Origin of the sequence: Alistipes putredinis DSM 17216, assembly GCF_000154465.1 — a bacterium.
Taxonomy (GTDB): Bacteria; Bacteroidota; Bacteroidia; order Bacteroidales; family Rikenellaceae; genus Alistipes; species Alistipes putredinis.
In genome coordinates this window covers 550,743-571,860 of the sequence record NZ_DS499579.1, presented here as the reverse complement: position 1 = coordinate 571,860, position 21,118 = coordinate 550,743, and the positions used below count along the sequence as shown (strand labels likewise).

17 protein-coding genes are annotated in these 21,118 nt (G+C 59.1%); 11 read left to right on the top strand and 6 right to left on the bottom strand.

Annotated elements, in window-relative coordinates:
• Nucleotides 1-322: 322 nt before the first annotated feature.
• Nucleotides 323-3,079: a leucine--tRNA ligase gene (gene leuS, locus ALIPUT_RS08415; RefSeq protein WP_004329457.1), complete on the top strand. Its 2,757-nt coding sequence runs from the start codon at nucleotides 323-325 to the stop codon at nucleotides 3,077-3,079.
• Nucleotides 3,080-3,154: 75 nt separating this feature from the next.
• Here the strand turns inward: leuS and ALIPUT_RS08410 are convergent, their stop codons facing one another.
• Nucleotides 3,155-3,523 carry a DUF2023 family protein gene (locus ALIPUT_RS08410; RefSeq protein ID WP_022460253.1) on the bottom strand — a complete coding sequence of 123 codons (369 nt, stop codon included), beginning with the start codon at nucleotides 3,521-3,523 and terminating at the stop codon, nucleotides 3,155-3,157.
• Between the two features lie 11 nt (nucleotides 3,524-3,534).
• Nucleotides 3,535-4,023 carry a flavodoxin domain-containing protein gene (locus tag ALIPUT_RS08405; RefSeq protein ID WP_022460254.1) on the bottom strand — a complete coding sequence of 163 codons (489 nt, stop codon included), beginning with the start codon at nucleotides 4,021-4,023 and terminating at the stop codon, nucleotides 3,535-3,537.
• A 337-nt stretch (nucleotides 4,024-4,360) separates the two neighbouring features.
• On the opposite strand from ALIPUT_RS08405, the gene prfA reads away from it, so the two are divergent.
• The 7 genes from prfA to ALIPUT_RS08370 all read left to right on the top strand — a co-directional run bounded on the left by prfA (nucleotide 4,361) and on the right by ALIPUT_RS08370 (nucleotide 9,971).
• Complete coding sequence (gene prfA, locus ALIPUT_RS08400; RefSeq protein WP_004329454.1) at nucleotides 4,361-5,446, top strand: peptide chain release factor 1; 1,086 nt, start codon at nucleotides 4,361-4,363, stop codon at nucleotides 5,444-5,446.
• Nucleotides 5,447-5,458: 12 nt separating this feature from the next.
• Complete coding sequence (locus ALIPUT_RS08395; protein WP_004329453.1) at nucleotides 5,459-5,764, top strand: MGMT family protein; 306 nt, start codon at nucleotides 5,459-5,461, stop codon at nucleotides 5,762-5,764.
• 47 nt (nucleotides 5,765-5,811) lie between these two features.
• The gene (locus ALIPUT_RS08390; protein WP_004329452.1) at nucleotides 5,812-6,357 is read left to right on the top strand and encodes an energy transducer TonB; all 546 of its coding nucleotides are present in this window, start codon (nucleotides 5,812-5,814) and stop codon (nucleotides 6,355-6,357) included.
• A 22-nt stretch (nucleotides 6,358-6,379) separates the two neighbouring features.
• Nucleotides 6,380-7,282: a 1,4-dihydroxy-2-naphthoate octaprenyltransferase gene (gene menA / locus ALIPUT_RS08385; RefSeq protein WP_004329451.1), complete on the top strand. Its 903-nt coding sequence runs from the start codon at nucleotides 6,380-6,382 to the stop codon at nucleotides 7,280-7,282.
• Between the two features lie 479 nt (nucleotides 7,283-7,761).
• Nucleotides 7,762-8,988 carry an exodeoxyribonuclease VII large subunit gene (gene xseA, locus ALIPUT_RS08380; protein ID WP_004329449.1) on the top strand — a complete coding sequence of 409 codons (1,227 nt, stop codon included), beginning with the start codon at nucleotides 7,762-7,764 and terminating at the stop codon, nucleotides 8,986-8,988.
• 13 nt (nucleotides 8,989-9,001) lie between these two features.
• A complete protein-coding gene (xseB, locus tag ALIPUT_RS08375; RefSeq protein WP_004329448.1) occupies nucleotides 9,002-9,190 on the top strand; it encodes an exodeoxyribonuclease VII small subunit in 189 nt (62 codons plus the stop codon).
• A gap of 1 nt (nucleotide 9,191) precedes the next feature.
• A complete protein-coding gene (locus ALIPUT_RS08370; protein WP_004329447.1) occupies nucleotides 9,192-9,971 on the top strand; it encodes a class I SAM-dependent methyltransferase in 780 nt (259 codons plus the stop codon).
• Here ALIPUT_RS08370 and ALIPUT_RS08365 read toward each other — a convergent pair.
• The gene (locus ALIPUT_RS08365; protein ID WP_040293619.1) at nucleotides 9,953-10,837 is read right to left on the bottom strand and encodes an AraC family transcriptional regulator; all 885 of its coding nucleotides are present in this window, start codon (nucleotides 10,835-10,837) and stop codon (nucleotides 9,953-9,955) included. The genes ALIPUT_RS08370 and ALIPUT_RS08365 overlap by 19 nt on opposite strands.
• Before the next feature lie 102 nt (nucleotides 10,838-10,939).
• Here ALIPUT_RS08365 and ribB point away from each other — a divergent pair, with 102 nt between their 5' ends.
• Nucleotides 10,940-11,602 (top strand): 3,4-dihydroxy-2-butanone-4-phosphate synthase, encoded by a 663-nt coding sequence (gene ribB / locus ALIPUT_RS08360; RefSeq protein ID WP_040293616.1) that lies wholly within the window; start codon nucleotides 10,940-10,942, stop codon nucleotides 11,600-11,602.
• 269 nt (nucleotides 11,603-11,871) lie between these two features.
• On the opposite strand, the gene rpsA is transcribed toward ribB, so the two are convergent.
• From rpsA to ALIPUT_RS08345, 3 genes are all read right to left on the bottom strand, one after another.
• Nucleotides 11,872-13,671 (bottom strand): 30S ribosomal protein S1, encoded by a 1,800-nt coding sequence (rpsA, locus tag ALIPUT_RS08355; protein ID WP_040293615.1) that lies wholly within the window; start codon nucleotides 13,669-13,671, stop codon nucleotides 11,872-11,874.
• A 140-nt stretch (nucleotides 13,672-13,811) separates the two neighbouring features.
• Nucleotides 13,812-14,753, bottom strand: coding sequence for a DMT family transporter (locus ALIPUT_RS08350; protein WP_004329443.1), 942 nt, complete (start codon nucleotides 14,751-14,753; stop codon nucleotides 13,812-13,814).
• Between the two features lie 244 nt (nucleotides 14,754-14,997).
• Nucleotides 14,998-16,449: a bifunctional metallophosphatase/5'-nucleotidase gene (locus ALIPUT_RS08345; protein ID WP_004329442.1), complete on the bottom strand. Its 1,452-nt coding sequence runs from the start codon at nucleotides 16,447-16,449 to the stop codon at nucleotides 14,998-15,000.
• Nucleotides 16,450-16,518: 69 nt separating this feature from the next.
• On the opposite strand from ALIPUT_RS08345, the gene ALIPUT_RS08340 reads away from it, so the two are divergent.
• Together ALIPUT_RS08340 and gcvP are read left to right on the top strand one after the other, a co-directional pair.
• Complete coding sequence (locus tag ALIPUT_RS08340; RefSeq protein WP_040293613.1) at nucleotides 16,519-18,192, top strand: nucleoside kinase; 1,674 nt, start codon at nucleotides 16,519-16,521, stop codon at nucleotides 18,190-18,192.
• Between the two features lie 55 nt (nucleotides 18,193-18,247).
• Nucleotides 18,248-21,076 carry an aminomethyl-transferring glycine dehydrogenase gene (gcvP, locus tag ALIPUT_RS08335; protein ID WP_004329440.1) on the top strand — a complete coding sequence of 943 codons (2,829 nt, stop codon included), beginning with the start codon at nucleotides 18,248-18,250 and terminating at the stop codon, nucleotides 21,074-21,076.
• Nucleotides 21,077-21,118 lie beyond the last annotated feature (42 nt).

The window sequence follows — 21,118 nt, the reverse complement described above, 5'->3', positions numbered from 1 at the left end:
GAATATAAGGAGTATTTACAAATGATACCGGATCCGGAAAACGGAGAAACAAGTTCAAAGTCAAATCCGGCCCGTCGCTTCCTTTCTCCATTTACAGAAGACAGAATACGGTCCGGACAAGTTTGGCTCGCCCCCCATCTTTCACTATCTTTGCAGAAGATCGAATACGTCTCGGAAAACTGCGAGCAAGCACCCATTTTCTTCCGGCTTTCACTATCTTTGCAGAAGACAGGAGGCTGTTCGGAAATCTTGGAGAATAAATTCTCCCGATTTCGCCGGGCTTTCACTATCTTTGCCCCTGAAACGAAAACAATTCAAACCTATGGAGTACAATTTCAAAGAGATAGAAGCCAAGTGGCAGCGCCGCTGGCAGGAAGAGGAAACCTATCGCGTGGAAGCCGATCCCACACGTCCCAAATTCTACGTGCTCGACATGTTCCCCTACCCTTCGGGTGCGGGTCTGCACGTCGGACACCCGCTGGGCTATATCGCTTCGGACATCTACTCGCGCTACAAACGGCTTTGCGGCTTCAACGTACTTCATCCGATGGGCTACGACGCTTTCGGCCTGCCTGCCGAACAGTACGCCATTCAGACGGGGCAGCACCCTGCCGTAACGACCGAACGGAACATCGCCCGCTACCGGGAACAGCTCGACAAGATCGGCTTCTCGTTCGACTGGCACCGTGAGGTCCGCACCTGCGATCCCTCCTATTACAAATGGACCCAGTGGGCCTTTCTGGAGATGTTCAAACACTACTACGACCGCAGTACGGACAAGGCCGAACCGATCGAAAAACTCGTCGCCCGTTTCGAGGCGCAGGGCACCGAAGGACTCGACGCCGCCTGCACGCAGGAGATGCGTTTCACGGCCGACGAATGGAAATCCAAAACCGAAGAGGAACGCGAACAGATCCTCCAGAACTACCGCCTGGCGTTCCGCGCCGACACGATGGTCAATTGGTGTCCGCAGCTGGGCACGGTACTGGCCAACGACGAGGTGAAGGACGGACTCTCCGAACGCGGCGGCTTTCCCGTCGAACAGAAGCAGATGAAACAGTGGCTGCTCCGCGTAACGGCCTACGCCCAGCGGATGCTCGACGGACTGGAACGGCTCGAGTGGAGCGACTCGCTGAAGGAGATCCAACGCAACTGGATCGGCCGTTCGGAAGGCGCCCAGGTCTTCTTCGACATCCAGGGCTCCGACCGAAAACTCGAGATATTCACCACGCGTCCCGACACGATCTTCGGCGTTACCTTCATGGTCATCGCTCCGGAGCACGAATGGGTTCACGACCTTACCACGCCCGAACAACGGGCCGCCGTCGAGGAGTACATCGCCCAGGCGAAGAAACGCTCCGAGCGGGAGCGCATCGCCGAAACCAAGCGCGTAAGCGGTGTAGCGACAGGCTCCTATGCGATCAACCCTTTCACGGGCAAGGCGATTCCGATCTACATTTCGGACTACGTGCTGGCTGGCTACGGCACGGGGGCGATCATGGCTGTTCCTGCCCATGACTCGCGCGACTACGCCTTCGCCCGCCATTTCGGGCTGGAGATCATCCCGGTCGTCGAGGGCGGCGACATCGAGAAAGAGTCCTACGACGCCAAATCGGGCAAACTGATCAACTCGGATCTGCTCGACGGACTCGATGTAAAGGAGGCGATCGGTCGCATCCTGGGCGAAATCGAGCGACGCGGATTGGGCCGCCGGTTAGTGAACTACCGCCTGCGCGACGCCATCTTCTCGCGTCAGCGCTACTGGGGCGAGCCGTTCCCGATCTACTACAAGGAAGGCACGGCCTATCCGCTGCCGGAAGAGCGGCTGCCGCTGGAGCTGCCGCCGATCGACAACTTCGGCCCGACCGAACAGGGCGAACCGCCCCTGGCCCGCGTCAAGGAGTGGACGACGCCCGAAGGCTATCCCCTCGAAGTATCCACGATGCCCGGATTCGCCGGATCGTCGGCCTACTACCTGCGCTACATGGACCCGCACAACGACCGGGCGCTCGTGGGCCGCGCCGCCAACGAATACTGGCGCAACGTCGATCTCTACGTCGGCGGCATCGAACACGCGACAGGGCACCTGATGTATTCGCGCTTCTGGAACATGTTCCTCTACGACCTGGGATATGTCTGCGAACCGGAGCCGTTCAAGAAACTCGTCAATCAGGGTATGATCCAGGGCCGTTCGAATTTCGTCTATCGCGTGGTCGGCACCAACAAATTCGTATCGCTCGGACTGAAAGACCAGTACAAAACCCAGGAGATCCACGTCGATGTGAACATCGTGCGCAACGACATACTCGATCTCGACGCGTTCCGCGCATGGCGCCCCGAATTCAAGGATGCGGAGTTCATCCTCGAAGAGGGCAGGTACGTCTGCGGCTGGGCGATCGAAAAGATGTCGAAGTCGATGTTCAACGTCGTGAACCCCGACTACATCGTCGATAACTACGGCGCCGACACACTGCGCATGTACGAGATGTTCCTCGGCCCGCTCGAACAGTCGAAACCGTGGGACACGAACGGCATCGACGGCGTGCATAAATTCCTGCGCCGTTTCTGGGCCCTCTTCTACAACCGCGAAGGACAACTGATCCTTACGGACGAAAAAGCCACGGATAAAGAGCTGAAGACGCTTCATAAAACGATAAAAAAGGTGCGCGAGGACATCGAAAATTTCTCGTTCAACACCTCGGTCGCCGCTTTCATGATCTGCCTGAACGAGTTGGGCGGCTGCCCGAAGCGCGAGATCCTCGAACCGCTGACCGTGCTGCTCGCCCCCTTCGCACCGCACATCGCCGAGGAGCTGTGGCACACGCTGGGACACACGACCTCGGTCTGCGACGCGCAATACCCCGTCTGCGAGGAGAAATACCTCGTGGAAAGTTCGTTCGAATATCCGGTTTCGGTCAATGGAAAGCTGCGTTTCAAAAAGGAATACGCCCTGACGCTCTCCCCGGCCGACATCCAGGCGGACATCGTACGCACGGACGAAGCGCAGAAGTGGCTCGAAGGCAAGGCCCCGAAAAAGATCATCGTCGTACCGGGCAAAATCATCAACATCGTAATCTAAACGACCGCTCTGCGGAATATGCGATTCGGGGGAGAAGCGAAAACTTCTCCCCCGAATCTTTTAACCGCTCCGCGATCAGGCGATCAGACCGGACAGATGAAATTTACGCTTGCAGTAGCGTTCGCACTGCATCGAAATATCATAACCCAACATGATGCCCAGCATGAAATCCTCCTCGGGAGTCAGTTTGTTCAGCGGTTTATCGACGAACGTCTGCACGGCGTCCAGGCAGCTACGCTTGCCGAAATAGAGATTGACCTTCTGCTCCGTTACCGGCTGCAACAGATAGTCGATACCCTGACTGCGAAGCCGTTCGATCAGCAGCCCGGCACAGGTCGGGCACAGCGTGCAGAGCACCAGATCCCGAACGCCCTTACGGAATTCGTAGATATGATGCAGCAGCATCTTCATATTGTCGTATCGGCTGAAATCCCCGGCACTCATGGCATTCGGTTTTAGCCGATGGCGGCGATCCACAACTCCATCCGCATCTGGTTCTCGGCGTCCGACGCGCTGTCGTCCACGGCCCAGCCGATCGCCTCTCCGTCCTGACACAGCCGCGAACCGCACCCCGGATACTCCTCGGCGTCGAATCCCCCGACGAACGTGCAGCCCGTCGAAGCCAGTCCGTCCCGAATTTCGGCCATCGCATCGCAGAAAGTATCGCTGTAAATACCCGCATCGCCGCAGCCGAACAGCGCCACGCGGCGGCCGGAGAGGTCTTCCTTCCCCAACTTGTCGAGAAATCCCGGCCAGTCGTCCTGCAACTCTCCGCTGCCCCAGGTCGATGACCCCAACAGCAGCAGATCGTATTTCTTCACATCTTCGACGGACGCAGCCGCCACATTATGCACATCGGCCTGTGCTACGCCGAGCCGCTCGGCGATCCTGGCAGCTACGGACTCCGTAGTCCCGGTCGTGCTGCCGAAAAAAATTCCTGTCATCTTTTTATTTGGTTTTATGAGTGAACTTCCTGTTGCAAAGGACGCGGATTTTCCGACGGCGGACAACCCCGCGTATTGGGGATTTTCCCGGGGCGCCCTCCCCGGAAAATGCGTCGCCATATATGGGGATAACCGATAATCCGAAGCGGAATTCCGACATTCACCGCGCAGCACGGTCTTGCCGGGAGAGCACGGGCCGGGACAAATCCAAATAAATTTGGCATTGCTCCCCGCTTGCACTATCTTTGCATAAGATAGGGGCATCTCGGAAATCTTTGGGAATAAATTCTCCCGATTTCGCTCGGCTTTCACTATCTTTGTACCCAAATTAAATTATATGGCAGACAATTCCATACTCACCAGACTGGACGGTCTGAAGCTCAAATACGAAGAGATCGGCCAGAAACTCACCGATCCCGAAGTGATCGCCGACGTCAAGCAGTTCATCCAATTCAACAAGGAATACCGGGAGCTGGAACCGATCATCGAAGCCTCGGAACGCTACCGCACGGCCATCGCCAACCTGGCCGAAGCCAAAGACATCCTGGCCAACGACAAGGACGAGGAGATGCGCGAAATGGCACGCGGGGAGATCGCGGAACTGGAACCGAAGATCGAAACCCTCGAAGAGGAGATCAAACTCCTGTTGATTCCCAAGGACCCGCAGGATGCGAAAAACGCGATCGTCGAGATCCGCGGCGGCACGGGCGGCGACGAAGCCGCCATCTTCGCCGGCGACCTGATGCGCATGTACACCAAATACATCGAATCCAAAGGCTGGAAGTACGAAATCACCTCCTTCTCGGAAGGCACGGCCGGCGGATACAAGGAGGTCGTGATGAAAGTCACGGGCAACAATGTCTATGGTACGCTCAAATACGAATCGGGCGTACATCGCGTGCAGCGCGTACCCCAGACCGAAACGCAGGGCCGCGTCCACACCTCGGCCGCTTCGGTGGCCGTGCTGCCCGAAGCCGAGGAGTTCGACGTAGAAATCTCGATGAACGACATCCGCAAGGATATCTTCTGCGCTTCGGGCCCCGGCGGACAGTCGGTCAATACGACCTACTCGGCGATCCGCCTGACGCACATCCCGACCGGTATCGTCGTGCAGTGCCAGGACCAGAAATCGCAGCTCAAGAACTTCGACAAGGCTTTCGAAGAACTTCGCACCCGCGTCTTCAACCTCGAATATTCGAAATACCTCGACGAAATCGCCTCGAAGCGCAAGACGATGGTTTCGACGGGCGACCGTTCGGCCAAGATCCGCACCTACAACTACCCGCAGGGGCGCATCACCGACCACCGCATCAACTACACGATCTACAACCTGTCGGCCTTCATGGACGGCGACATCCAGGACTGCATCGACCATCTGATCGTAGCGGAAAACGCCGAGCGCCTCAAGGAGAGCGAACTCTAACACACCTCCGACATGGCCCTTCCCGAAGGATTCGACGCGGAAGTCTATTCGGTCGTGGCGCAAATTCCCGCAGGGCGCGTAACGACCTACGGACAGATCGCCCGGCTGATCGGCATGCCGGGATATGCCCGCCGCGTGGGACATGCGCTGGCAGCGGCTCCCGCCGGACTTCCCTGCCACCGGGTCGTGAACAGCGCAGGCAGAACCGCACCCCATTGGACGGAGCAACGTCCGATGCTCGAGGCGGAAGGTGTCCGCTTCCGAAAAAACGGCTGCGTCGATCTGACCCGCTCGGGCTGGAAGGAGGTCACTCTCTGAAAGCAATATTCCGTGGCCGAAACCCGTTCTGCGGATAAACGAACCGTATGAAAAAACAGCTCATACTCCTGTTCACACTGATCTTCACCGGGATCTTTTCCGCTGCGGCGCAGGACCCCATATACGTAGTCAACGGGCAGGTCGTAAGCGACATCCGCAACATTCCGCCCGGCGACATCGAATCGACCGAGATGCTGCCTGCCGACGAGCAGACCATCGCCCGATACGGAACAGAAGCCTCGAACGGCGTGATACTCATCACCCTGCGATACGACACCCCGGCCCGCTTCCCGGAAGCAGACGGCAGTTTCAACGACTATATTTCCAAACAGACCGATTGGGATGATTCTCTGCCGGCTGCACGGGTAGTCCTGCGTTACAAGATCACGACCGACGGGAGAACCGTCCCGACCGACGAGCTCGAAGCGACCGACCGAAGGCTGCGGCGCCGTGTGATCGACGCCGTCGAAAAAGCACCCCGCTGGCAGCCCGCCATGCGCGACGGAAAGCCGGTCGAAAGCGAAGGGGTTCTGCGCGTACAACTGCCCGAAGGCAAAAGCATTCCGCGTCCCTTGGAATTCATCATGCGCTAAATCCGACCAAACCCTCCGAAACTTGAAAACGAACTCACTCTCCGCATGGATTCTGGCCATCCGGCCGTACAGTCTGGGGAATTCCGTCATCCTCATTCTCATCGGATCGGCCCTGGCCTTCACCGACGGCGGCTTCCGCCCGGTCGTCGCTCTGCTGTGTCTTGTCTTCGCCGTGACGATGCAGTGTACGGCCAATCTGGTCAATGATCTCTGCGACTTTTTGAAGGGAGCCGACCGCCCCGACCGACTGGGTCCCGACCGCGCTTTCGCCAAAGGCTACATCACCCTGCGGGCGATGAAGAGCGGTATCGCGGCTTTCACTCTGGCGGCCTGTGCAGCCGGAGCGGGATTGCTGGCCCTCAGCGGCTGGAACTGGTGGCTCCTGCTGGTGGGTGCCTCCTGCATTGTCTTCGCCTATTTTTACACGGCAGGCCCGTGGCCGCTGGCCTATCACGGTATGGGCGACATAGCCGTCATCCTTTTCTTCGGCCTGATTCCCGTCGGATTCACCTACTACCTCCAGTGCGGAGGGTGGAGCGGAGAAACCGCCGTAGTCGGACTGGCCTGCGGCATGGTGATCGACACGATGCTCATGATTAACAATTTCCGCGACCGGGAGGAGGACCGCCGCTGCAACAAGCGCACGATCGTCGTCTGCCTCGGAGCCGCAGCGGGACGCTGGGGTTACCTGGTTCTGGGCACAGGAGCCATCCTGCTGTGCCTCTCGCTGTTGGCCGAAGGCCGTATCGCCGCAGCTCTGCTGCCTCTGCCCTACCTTGCAGTCCATATCGCCACATGGCGCAAGATGGTACGCATCGACCACGGCGAAGAACTGAACGTCTGCCTCGGCGAAACGGCCCGCAACATCCTGCTCTTCGGCGCCCTGCTGACCGCAGGCATCCTGCTCGACAAAATCCTGTGCTAACAACGGTCGGCACCTACTGTCCCCGCCCCGACCGCACTTCGCAGTGGGTATCATGCCCGATTTCCGAAATTCTGACGATCCCAACCCAAAGTCGAACACAACGACCGTCGCACGGCAGACCGACGGCGCCATCCCCGGAAACCGACCGTCCCCAAACGATCGACCTGCCGGACCGAGATTCGCCGCCCTCGCAGAAAAGAGAGCACGGTCCGCACAAGCTCGAACCACCGGAGATCAAAACGAGCGCAAAGGACGCCAGCCGACTCTGCCCGGCGAAAAGACGGAAAACCCATAATTAAGTTCGGTGCATCGCCCTTCTTCCGTTATCTTCGCTCAAGATCGGAGGCGGTTCGGCAATCTTTGCGTGCAAGCCCGCACGATTGCTCTCACCTTTCACTATCTTTGCAGAAGATAGGATTCGCCTCGGAAAACTGGGAACAAGTTCCCGTTTTTTCCCGGCTTTCACTATCTTTGTCGTCATGCAAAACCACCTGACACTCTCCCAGCTCCAAAAGCTCGTCAAAGCGACGCTCGACGAAGCGTTCGCCCTGCCCGTATGGGTCAGTGCCGAAATCGCGGAGATCAAAATCAACTATTCGGGGCATTGCTACCTCGAACTGGTCGAAAAGGGTGGCGACAACGGCGTGCCGCTCTCGCAGGCCCGGGCGGTCATCTGGCGCACGGCTTACGCCCGCATCGCCGGCTATTTCGAGGCCGAAACGGGTCAGCGACTGGCCGCAGGCATCCGCATCCTGGCCCGGGTGATGATCTCCTACCACGAACTGTACGGTTTCTCGCTCAACATCCTGGACATCGACCCGACCTTCACGCTGGGCGACATGGAGCGACAGCGGCAGATCACCATCGAGCGGCTCCAGCGCGAAGGAGTCTGGGACATCAACCGCGAAAATCCTCTGCCGCAGGTAGTACAGCGTATCGCCATCGTTTCGAGCCGCCAGGCAGCGGGCTATCAGGATTTCTGCAAGGAGTTGGGCAAAAGTCCCTATGCTTTCTCCCTGACGCTTTTCGACGCTTTCATGCAGGGCGCCGGTGCCGAGGATTCGATCGTGGCGGCACTCGACGCCGTGGCCGACCGCATGGACGATTTCGATGCGGTCGTACTGATCCGGGGCGGCGGGTCGGCCAGCGACCTGAACTGTTTCAATGCCTACCGCCTCTGCGCCCACATCGCCCAGTTTCCCCTGCCGATCCTCACGGGCATCGGCCACGACAAGGATACGAGCGTCGCGGACATGGTGGCCCACACGGCACTTAAAACCCCGACGGCCGTCGCCGGATGGCTCGTCGAACGGATGACGGGCGTCGAGGGATGGCTCGACACCGCCGCACTGCAACTGCGTGACGCCTCGGCGGGCATCTTCCGCCGCCATGAACTGCGGCTCGCGGAGCTCGGCAGCGAAATCGCGCATCAAAGCGCCCTCCTGCTCCTGCGTCGCAACGAACAGCTCTCCCGCTGGAGCGATGAGCTTTCGACCGCTGTCGGCGAGCTCCTGCGGCGGCAACACACACGGCTCACGACCGCCGAAGAGCTGATCGCAAGCCGTTCGCCCGAACATATTCTCTCGCTGGGGTTCGCCATCGTACACCGGGGCGATGAAACCGTCACTTCGGCCAAAGGGCTTTCCTCCGGCGACACTCTGCGGGTGGAACTGTCCGACGGCACATTCGATGCAACCGTAAAATAAGCAACCTGACAATATGGCAAAGAAAGAGATTACCTATACCGAAGCGATGAACGAAATCGAGCAGATCCTCGACCGCTTCCGCCGCGAAGAGATGACCGTCGATTCGCTGACCAAGGAGGTCAAGCGGGCTACCGAACTGATCGCCCTCTGCAAGGAGCGGCTGCACCGGACGGAAGAGGAGCTGAAAAAAATCTCCGAATAAGATGAAAAGGCTGATTCGCTGGGCACTCAACCACCTGCCCCGCACGTTTCTGCAACGCATCGCCGGAATATCGGTTCCGGTGCTGGGATGGTTTTATATCGGCCGGGGCGTCGAATGTCCCGTCTGCGGCACCCGGCGGCGCAAGTTCCTGCCCTACGGCTACGTCCACTCCCGTCCGAACGCCCTCTGCCCCCGCTGCCTCTCGCTCGAACGGCACCGCCTGCTATGGCTCTACCTGCAACGCGAAACCGACCTGCTGACCGCGTACCCCCGCATCCTGCACATCGCTCCCGAAGTGTGCCTGATGCGCAAACTGCGCAAACATTACGACGGTCACCCGGGCCTGTACCTCACCGCCGACCTCGAAAGTCCGCTGGCCGATATGCATTTCGACGTGCAGCACATTCCCCTCGAGGACGATTTTACGGACGTGGTGATCTGCAATCACATCCTGGAACATGTCGAAGACGACCGGCAGGCGCTGCGCGAACTCCACCGTATCCTGAAACCCGGCGGCTGGGGCATCGTCCTGTCGCCGATGGATTCGTCGCGCAAAGAGACCTTCGAAGACGACACGATCACCGACCCTGCAGAACGGACCCGCGTCTTCGGCCAGTACGATCACCGGCGCATCTACGGCCGCGACTACGCCGACCGGCTGCGCAGTGCCGGATTCGAAGTCGCCGACATCGACTTCGCAGCCTCGCTCACCGAAGCCGAGCGCCGTCTCTACGCCCTGCCCGACGACCATATTTACGTCGTTTACAAAGTCCGGGAGTAACCGACTTCCAGCGAGATTTCCCGCCGGTACCGATCGGGCGTCATCCCCGTTATGCGGCGGAACTGCCTCACGAACAGTGCATAGCTGTTGAACCCCGACTCATAAGCGATCTGCGAACAGGTCAGATCGGAATGTTTCAGCAACCGCACCGCGTGTCCGATGCGCATTTCCGCCAGGTATTCGAACGGTGTCTTACCCGTCCTCTCCCGAAAATAACGGCACAGTGCCGCCGGATTCCGGCCTGCCGCCGCTGCGAGCGCGGACAGCGAAACCCGCTCGCGGAAATGGGCCGCCAGATAACCTTCGACGGCATCCATGGGCGATCCGGGACACCACGAAGCCCGGCATACACATTCGGCCGGCGAAATCAACCGGTAATCCGCACAGCGTGCCAACCGTCCGAGAATCTCATACAGACGCACCAGCCGCTCCGTACCCGACAACGCATCGACCGAGCGGACCAGGCGGCCGACCTCGGCCGCCAGCACCCGGTCGCCGAAACGAATCCCCCTGCGACTGCACTCCAGCAATCTGCGGATTTCGGCATAATCCCCCAGACGCTCCATATTCTGCGGGAACAGGTCGGGCGGAAATTGCAGAACCTCGCCCGAACTCGCTTCGCCGTCCCCTCCCAGGCGCACCCGGTCGCACAGATGGAAATGAGGCAGCCCGCTGCCTAACAGCGCCAAATCCCCGGCCCGATAAGGTTCCACCCCATCGCCGGCGAACTGCAACCCCCGGCCCGAAGTGATGTACATGAGTTCGAATTCGACATGGGCATGACACGGCAGCGAGAACTGCCCGTAACGGATATGGCTGAAAGCCGTGCCGGGATCGTGGAGAATACGCCGTTCGAGAATTTTCATCAAAAAAGAAAGTTTATCTGCAAATATAGTATATCTATCCGCAAATATAATACATTTCACAACGGCTCGTTCCCCCTATTTTTGTCGGAAACAAACGAACTCATGGAACGAGAAAATCTATTATCCCGTTACGGCACGGCTGCCGAACGGGTCGAACGAGCCGCAGAAAGCCTCCGCCAAGGCCGCGGAATCCTGCTGGTTGACGATGAAAACAGAGAGAACGAAGGCGATCTGATCTTTGCCGCGACAAATATGACCGTCGAACAGATGGCCCTGATGATCCGCCGATGCAGTGGCATCGTATGCCTCTGTCTGACCGAAGAGCGGGTCCGGCAACTCGACCTGCCCCCGATGTCCACCGTCAATACGAGCCGCTACGGTACGGCATTCACCGTGTCGATAGAGGCGGCGGAAGGCATCACGACAGGCGTTTCGGCCGCCGACCGCATCCGCACGATCCGAACGGCCGTTGCACCCGACGCCCGTCCCGAATCGCTCGCCCGCCCCGGCCACGTCTTCCCTCTGGCGGCCCGCAGCGGCGGCGTACTCGAACGCGGAGGGCACACCGAAGGAAGTGTCGATCTGACAAAACTCGCGGGACTGCCACCCTGCGCCGTCCTGTGCGAACTCACCAACGAAGACGGCACCATGGCTCGGCTGCCCGAAGTGGTAGCTTTCGCCTGCGAACACGACTTTCCGATCGTTTCGATCGACGACATCCGCCGCTACCGGACGGAACGGGAAGCCGCACGCACCGACCTATAAATAATACGACGCCCAAAATCTCCTGTCAATGCCGAATTTCACCGGACCGAAGGAGCCTATGGGATCAGGCTCCGATACGCCTGCACGAACCGGTACGGTCGCGAAGGAATCGACCGCCCCCGCTGCAAACCGACACGGACAGCCCGATCGCCTGAAAACCGGTCGGCACGAACCGGCAAAATCGGTCGTTTCCGCAGGAACCGGCGCGTGCACCGACGAAAAATCCCCGGCCTCGCGGTCGGGGATTTTCTCATCCATGCGATCAAGGATTATTTCTCCTCCTTGGCAGCCGCTTCCATCGCGTCCTTGAGTTCGGCCAGACCGGCGATGTCACCCAGCGTGGTCTTCTCGACCGAAGCGTTGATCTTCTTCATCGAAGACTTGGTAGCCTCGGCGGAAGCCTTCTTCTCGGCAGCCTGCTCGGCCCGCTCGGCACGTTTAGCCTCTTCGAAAAGACGAGTGTGCGAAAGCGTGATGCGCTTGGTAGCCTTCGAGAATTCGATCACCTTGAACGGCAGTTTCTCGCCGACCGTCGCCGTCGTGCCGTCCTCTTTCACCAGCTGACGCATCGGAGCGAAGCCCTCGACGTTTTCGCCCAGCGATACGACGGCACCCTTGTCGGTCATCTCGGTAATCGTACCTTCGTGTACGCTGTCCACTGCGAACTGACCCTCGAACTCGTTCCAGGGATTCTCCTCAAGCTGTTTGTGGCCCAGCGACAGACGACGGTTCTCCTTATCGACCTCCAGCACTACGACCTCGATCTCGGCGCCTACCGACGTAAATTCACCCGGATGCTTGATCTTCTTGGTCCAGCTCAAGTCGGAAATATGGATCAGGCCGTCGATACCCTCCTCAATCTCGACGAACACGCCGAAATTGGTGAAGTTGCGAACCTTGGCCTTGCATTTCGTACCTACGGGATAGCGGGTTTCGATATCGGCCCAGGGATCGGGAGTAAGCTGCTTGATGCCCAGCGACATTTTGCGCTCGTTACGGTCGAGGGTCAGGATGACTGCCTCTACCTCGTCGCCCACCTTCATGAAATCCTGTGCCGAACGCAGGTGCTGGCTCCAGGACATCTCCGATACGTGGATCAGACCCTCGACACCCGGTGCGATCTCGACGAACGCGCCGTAGTCGGCCATCACGACAACCTTGCCCTTCACGTGGTCGCCCACCTTCAGGTTGGGATCCAGCGCCTCCCAAGGGTGCGGAGCGAGCTGCTTCAGACCCAGTGCGATACGCTTCTTGGCATCGTCGAAGTCGAGGATAACCACGCGGATCTTCTCGTCGAGCGAAACGATCTCTTCGGGGTGATTGACGCGGCCCCACGACAGGTCGGTGATGTGGATCAGACCGTCCACGCCGCCCAGATCGACGAACACGCCGTACGAAGTGATGTTCTTGACCGTACCCTCGAGGATCTGGCCCTTCTCGAGCTTCGACATGATTACCTGCTTCTGCGCCTCGAGCTCGGCCTCGATCAGCGCCTTGTGCGAAACGACGACGTTACGGAACTCCTGGTTGATCTTCACAACCTTGAACTCCATCGTCTTATCTACATATACATCGTAGTCGCGGATCGGCTTCACGTCGATCTGCGAACCCGGCAGGAAGGCCTCGATGCCGAATACATCGACGATCATACCGCCCTTGGTGCGGCACTTGATGTAACCCTTGATGATTTCGTCCTTCTCGAGGGCCTCGTTCACACGATCCCACGACTTGAGCTGACGCGCTTTCTTGTGCGAAAGAGCCAGCTGACCGTTCTTATCCTCGGCAGACTCGACGTAAACCTCGATCTTGTCGCCGACCTTCAGATCCGGGTTGTAACGGAACTCCGAAATGGGGATGATACCCTCGCTCTTGTAGCCGATATTGACGACCACTTCGCGCTTGTTGATACCGATGACCGTACCTTCGGTCACCTCGTTTGCGGCGATGTTCGAAAGAGTCTTGTCATAAGCCTCGCCGATCTGCTCTTTGGGCTGGTCGTAAACGCCCAGGTCGTTTTCAAACGCGTTCCAGTCAAAGTTCTCGTTTGCAACTTTTTTTGCTTCTTCCATGTGGAAATTAAATGCGATGCAATCGCTCGTTAAATGGTTAATAATAAAACACTCCCCTCGCGCATCGTGCGCATACGGGGAGTGCAAAGATAGGAAGAAATCGGCAATCTGCAAACTTTCGACCTTTTTTACGCAGAAAATCAATGCGTATGGACGGGCAGCGGAGCCGAAGGTACGGCCGGGCCGCGATAGGAGCGGATCACCAGCCCCACGCCGAAGAAGATAACCAACGCGCAGAGCGCCGTATCCAGATGCAGGCGGTCGAGGCCCATCGCCACCGACAGGACGACGGCCAGAACGGGTTGCAGGTAGGTATAGATGCTCGAAACGGTCGGCTGTACGTATTTGAGCGAATAGTTCAGCAACAGGTTCGGGACATACGTCGGCACGAAGACCACGAACAACGTCGCCAGCAGGATGTCGGTATCCATCGCCGCGAAATCGGTATGCACCAACTCCCGGGCACCGAACGGAAGTACCATCAGCGCCGCCAGACAATAGACCCAGCGCAACATGGTGACGACATCGTACCTGGCGATCAACTTTTTGAACCAGACCATGTAGCAGGAAGTAGCCAGGGCGCAGCCCGCGATCATCAGGTTGCCGACTAGTCCGGAGTGCGTATGTCCGCCGCTGGCTCCCAGCAGGACGACACCCACCGCACCTGCCATGCCCAACACCAGACCGGCGATCTTGAGGCGCGTGAATTTATCGATACCGAGCACCACGGAAATAAGCAGTACCAGCAGCGGCGTGATCGTGTCGATGATCGATCCGTCGATGGGCGACGTGCGGGACAAACCGTACATGAGCAGCACCTTGCGGATTACGCCGATCAGCAGGGCCGCACCGATCATCGTCTTGATGTCCTTGCGGGCGATCGGCTTCGCCTTGCTCCAAAGCAAAGGAACGAGCGAGAAAAGTGCCGCCGCGCAAAGCGAAGCGGTAACCAGCGCGATCGGGGCCACGTACTTCGACAGCACGAGGTTGTAAAAGGGATAGTCGCATGCCCAGATGATGTTGCACAACAGCAACGCCAAATGGGACTTCACCAAAAGATTCAACGGAGTCGCTTGCACCATACGCTAAAGAAGCTGCCGCCTGCGGATCCGGCAACCTGCCGAACCGTCGCGGTTTCCCTGCATTCCGGGCAAATACCGTGCAAGACACAACCGACAAGCCGGACACTTGCGCCGAAACGCCTCGGAAAATCCGACCGTTTCGGCCGACCCTCAGCTCCCCGCCGCCAACAAAACGCCGGAGCCCGACCGCCCCGGCGCATAATACCCGACTCACCGATCCCCGTCCTTCGATGAAAGGACCGGATCAATCGTCGTCACGATCGTCGTGGTTCTCCCGGTCATCGTGCAGACCTGCGACCGACTGCCGGAGCGTATTGTCGGGTGCGAGGGGTTTGCCGCCGTTGGCGACGTATTCCATCAATACGTCGGGCACGAGCCACTGCGTAGTCTCGCCGTTCGTATATTCGAGTCCCTGGTAATTCTTGAAAACATAGTCGCCCATCGCCACCTTGTATTTACGGCCGGACACCAACCCGGGAAAGATCACCTCTACCGCATCGTACCCGTCGGTACGGATCACGTACGGTGCGGTCGAGAAGAGGTCGATCCGATGCGACTCGCCCTTATTGACCGTGTCGTTGTATTTGGTCAGCACCATTTTGCTCATCTGTTCGGGCGTCATCTCCATCACGCTGACAGAAGAAATGAAAGGATCCAGGTCATATATGTCGCTCCGTGTCAGGTCGCCTTTCGAAAGGCTGTCGCGGCGAATCCCCCCGTAGTGGTAGAAAGCCACGTCGCTGCCCGACTTGCGTTTGAGCGCCTGGAGGAAGATGTTGGCCACCCCCACCTTGTCGGCCGTAGCGGTCAGCTCTCCGGCCTTCTCCTTCAGCACCGGATTGTTGCGGTAGGTCTCGACCATCTCCTGATAAACCGGGTCGGGCGCGTAGTCGGCCAGCGGAACCAGCCGGAACGACAGGGACCGGATCTCCTTGCCTTGCAGTCGCACCTCGGTAACCCCCACCATGTTCAGGTTGCGGCCCGTCTGCGTGATGAGCACGCCGTCCTCCACCTCGTTGATCCGCTCGTGGCTGTGCCCGCCGATAATCAGGTCGTATTCCGAGGCTTCGTCGGCCAGTTCCCGGTCGTATTTCGAACCGATGTGTGTCAGCGCCACCAACACCTGACAACTGTCGCGCAGGTATTCGTACTCCTCGAGCGTCCGCACGGCATCCGTAAAACGCAACCCCTCGAAGATGGCGTCGTGGCCGTCCGGATGGTTGTTGTACCCGTAATTGGTCACCGCAGCGACGAAAGCGAACTTCTCCCCTTCGCGATCGAGAATGACATAGGGTTTCAACTGCGGAATCGGCGAGTTCTCGCTGACCATGTTGGCGCAGATCACCGGGAAACGGCAATAACCGATCGCTTCGGCCAGCGTCTGCTGCCCCACGTCGAACTCGTGGTTGCCGAGCGTGGCCACGTCGTACCCCAGCTCGTTCATCAGCTCCAACACGGGACGCCGTCCTTCGGCCTGGTCCACATAGGCGTTGCCTGTCCAGCGGTCGCCGGCATCGACCAGGATCACCGACGCCGTGTCCCGACACTCGGCAACGGCCGTCGCCAACTGCGGAAAATTCTGGATTTGGGCATGTATATCGTTCGTTGATAATATGATAACTACTTTTTCACGAGGTGCGCACGCACACAACGCCGCACACAGCAACAGCGAAATACCCAAGAAGATTTTTTTCATCACAAATAGAGTTTACGTTTGTCAAAGTTAGGAAATAATTGTATTTTTACGCGATTTATGAACAAAAATATGTCAGACACCCTTCCGGTCATCTGCGAAAACGCAGGACGGACGATCGAGGTCGCGATGGGCACGACCCTGCTCGAAGTCGAACGGCAGCTCCGGCTCGACGGGCCGCATCCGTTCCTGGCCGCCTATGTCAATAACCGCATCAAGGAACTCAACTACAGAATATACAAACCGGTAACGGTCCGGTTCATCGACATCACCTCCTTCGAAGGAATCCGGGTATATCAGCGCACGATCTCGTTCATCCTGCAAAAGGCGGTCCGGGAGCTGTTCCCCGACCGCACGCTCTACATCCGGCACTCGCTGGGGGCAAGCGGTTTCTACTGCGAAATATCGGGCTTCGGACCGATTCCCGCCGAACACCTCGACGCGATCAAGGCCCGCATGCGAGGGATCATCGACCGCAACCTGCCGATCCAGGGGGTGAAGATGCTCACCGACACGGCCCGCAAAATCTACGAAGGGTTCGGAATGGCCGATAAAATCGCCCTGCTCGACTCCCGGCCGAGGTTATACAGCAAAATTTATACGATCGACTCCCTGCCGGGTTATTTCTACGGAGCCCTGACCCCTTCGACGGGTTACACTCCGCAGTTCGACCTGCACCCCTATTACAACGGCTTCTTCATCGCCCTGCCGCTGCGGACCGATCCGACGCGGCTGCAACAGAGCGTCCACCAGGAGAAGATGTTCGACGTCTTCCACCAATACCAGTCGTGGGTGGAGATCATGGGCGTTCCGACCGTCGGACAGCTCAACTCGAAAGTCCTCGCGGGCGACGCCAGCGAGCTGATCAAGATCGCAGAGGCGTTCCATGAAAACAAGCTAGCCCAGGTGGCCGGCTGCGTCGCGGAGGCCAACCGCGAACGGGGCGTGCGGCTGGTGTTGATTTCAGGCCCTTCGTCCAGCGGCAAGACCACCTTCGCCAAGCGGCTGGGCGTACAGCTTCGGGTCCTGGGACTCAACCCGGTACTGATCTCGCTGGACGACTATTTCGTGGACCGCGAAAAGACGCCACGCGACGAAAAAGGAGAGTACGACTACGAGGCACTCGAAGCGATCGACCTCGAACAGTTCAACGACCATCTGAAACGCCTCGAACGGGGCGAGAGCGTCGATATTCCGCGTTACGACTTCATTTCCGGCACCCGCCAGTGGCACGACAACCCCTTGCAGCTCGACGAGCGGTCGGTACTGATCGTCGAAGGCATCCACGGACTGAACCCGGCCCTGACGCCCGGCGTTCCCGAATCCCGGAAATTCAAGATCTACGTTTCCTGCTTCACCTCGGTGGCCCTCGACAACGTGTCGCGCATCGCCACCTCCGACAACCGGCTGCTGCGCCGCCTGACGCGCGACTACCGCACGCGGGGCAACGACGCCCTTTCGACGCTCGCCCGCTGGGAAAGCGTCCGCCGGGGCGAGGAGAAGCACATCTTCCCCTACCAGGAGAATGCCGACGTGATGTTCAATTCGTCGCTCTTCTACGAAATTTCGGTCCTGCGCCGCTTTGCCGAACCGATCCTGCGGGAAGTACCCGATACGGTCCCCGAATACGGCGAGGCCAAACGCATGCTCAAGTTCCTCGACAACTTCATCCCGATCTCTCCCGAAGAGATCCCGCCCACGTCGCTCCTGCGGGAGTTCATCGGAGGCAGCAGTTTCAAATATTGATCCCGAACGAATAAATTCGAATTACAAATCATAAAAAAATCATTCTCAAAATCCTATGTTTGATAAATTTTCCGACCGCCACATCGGCGTCACCAATCCCGAGGATTTGAAAGCGATGCTCGCCGTGATCGGCGTCAAATCCGTCGATGAGCTCATCGCACAGGTCATCCCTCAGTCTATCCGCCTGAAACAGCCGCTCGCCCTGCCCCAGGGCATGAGCGAATACGAATTCGCGAATCACATCCAGGCCCTCGCAGCCAAGAACCGCACCCTGCGTTCGTTCATCGGCATGGGTTACTACCCCTGCGCCGTACCGGCCGCCATCACGCGCAACGTCTTCGAGAACCCCGCCTGGTACACTTCGTACACCCCCTATCAGGCCGAGATTTCGCAGGGACGCCTCGAGGCGCTGCTGAATTTCCAGACCGCCGTCATTTCGCTGACAGGCATGGAGATCGGCAACTGTTCGCTGTTGGACGAAGGCACCGCAGCCGCCGAAGCGATGCTGATGATGTTCTCGCTCCGCTCGCGCGAAGCGGTCAAGGAGGGACGCAACCAGCTTTTCGTCGATCGTAACATCTTCCCCCAGACGCTCGACGTACTGATCACCCGCAGCGAGCCATTCGGCATCGAACTGGTGATCGACGACTACAATACATATGAATTCACCGGCAAGGAGTTCGGCGCCATCGTACAGTACCCCGCCGCCAACGGCGAGGTGCGCGACTACGCCGCCTTCACCGAAGCGGCCCATGCCAAAGGCGCCCTGGTAACGGCTGTTGCCGACCTGCTGTCGCTGGCCCTGCTGAAGGCTCCGGGCGAATGGGGGGCCGACATCGTCGTCGGCACGACGCAGCGTCTGGGTATTCCGATGGGCTTCGGCGGCCCGAGCGCCGGCTACATGACCACGCGCGAAGCGTATAAGCGCAACATGCCGGGCCGCATCATCGGCGTATCGATCGACCGTCTGGGCAACCGTGCGCTCCGCATGGCGCTCCAGACCCGCGAACAGCACATCAAGCGCGAGCGTGCCACCTCGAACATCTGCACCGCTACGGCACTGATGGCTTCGATGGTCGGCTTCTACTGCGTCTATAACGGCGCCGAAGGTCTGCGCCGCTCGGCCAAGACGGCCCACACGGCAGCCGTAACGGTAGCCAAGGCGCTCGAAGCGATGGACTACAAACTGGCAGCCAAGAACTTCTTCGACACGCTCGAAGTAGAGGCGGAAGCCGCCGTCGTACAGTCGCTGGCGCTCGAACGCGGCATCAACTTCTTCTATCCTTCGGAGGATCGGGTTCGTTTCTCGTTCGACGACGTGACCACCCCCGAGGAGGTGAACGAGGTAATCGCCATCTTCGCCGAGGCCAAAGGCAAAAAAGCCAAGGCCGTCAAACTGTCGGAGGAGATTACCATCCCGGCCGCGATCCTGCGCCAGTCGGAGTTCCTGACCGAACGCGTCTTCAACACCTACCGCTGCGAAAGCGACCTGATGCGTTACATCAAACGCCTCGAGCTGCGCGACATCTCGCTGGCAAATTCGATGATCTCGCTCGGCTCCTGCACCATGAAACTCAATGCCGCAGCCCTCATGCAGCCCCTGTCGCTCGCCGGGTTCCAGAACATGCACCCGTTCGCTCCCGCCGACCAGACCGAAGGCTACCGCGAACTGATCGACGGGCTGGCCGCCGACCTGGCGACCATCACCGGCTTCGCCGCCTGCTCGCTGATGCCCAATTCGGGCGCCGCAGGCGAATACACGGGACTGATGGTGATCCGCGCCTACCACCAGAGCCGGGGCCAGGGCTACCGCAACATCGTCCTGATCCCCTCGTCGGCACACGGCACCAACCCCGCTTCGGCGGCGATGGCCGGCATGAAGATCGTCACGGTCGACTGCGACGCCAACGGCAATATCGACGTGGAGGACCTGAAGGCCAAAGCCCAGGAGCACAGCTCGGAGCTGGCCTGCATGATGATCACCTACCCCTCGACGCACGGCGTATTCGAGAGCCGCATCCGCGAGATCGTGGATGCCGTACACGACGCCGGCGGACAGGTATATATGGACGGCGCCAACATGAACGCCCAGGTAGGCCTCACGAACCCCGGCTACATCGGTGCGGACGTCTGCCACCTGAACCTGCACAAGACCTTCGCAATGCCTCACGGCGGCGGCGGCCCGGGCGTAGGTCCGATCTGCGTGGCGGAGCACCTCCGCAAGTTCCTCCCCTCGCATTCGATCGTCCCCACCGGCGGCGACGAAGGCATCACGGCCGTGGCATCGGCACCCTGGGGTTCGGCCATGCTCTTCCCGATCACCTACGGTTACATCAAGATGCTGGGCGGCGAAGGTCTGAAAGCGGCTACCGAGATGGCGATCGTGAACGCCAACTACATGTCGTCGGCCCTCAAGTCGGAGTACCGCACCTACTATTCGGGTGAAACGGGCCGCGTGGGTCACGAGATGATTCTCGACCTGACCCACTTCAAGAAAGACTACAACATCGACTGCGGCGACATCGCCCACCGTCTGATGGACTACGGCTTCCACGCCCCGACGCTATCCTTCCCGGTACACGAAACCCTGATGGTCGAGCCTACGGAATCGGAGCCGAAAGCCGAAATGGACCGCTTCATCGCCACGCTCATCCAAATCAAGCGCGAATGCGAGGAGGCCGCCGCTTCGGGCGAAGCGGACAACGTGGTGGTGAACGCTCCCCACACGGCTGCCGAAATCTGCGGCGAATGGTCGCATCCCTACACGCGCGAAAAGGCAGCGTTCCCGCTCGAATTCATCCGCGAGTCGAAATTCTTCCCCTACGTGTCGAAGATCGACAACGGCTACGGCGACCGCAATCTGGTCTGCCGCTGCACGGAATAAACCGGGACTCTGCATGAAAAAGGAGGGACGCGGACTGCGCCC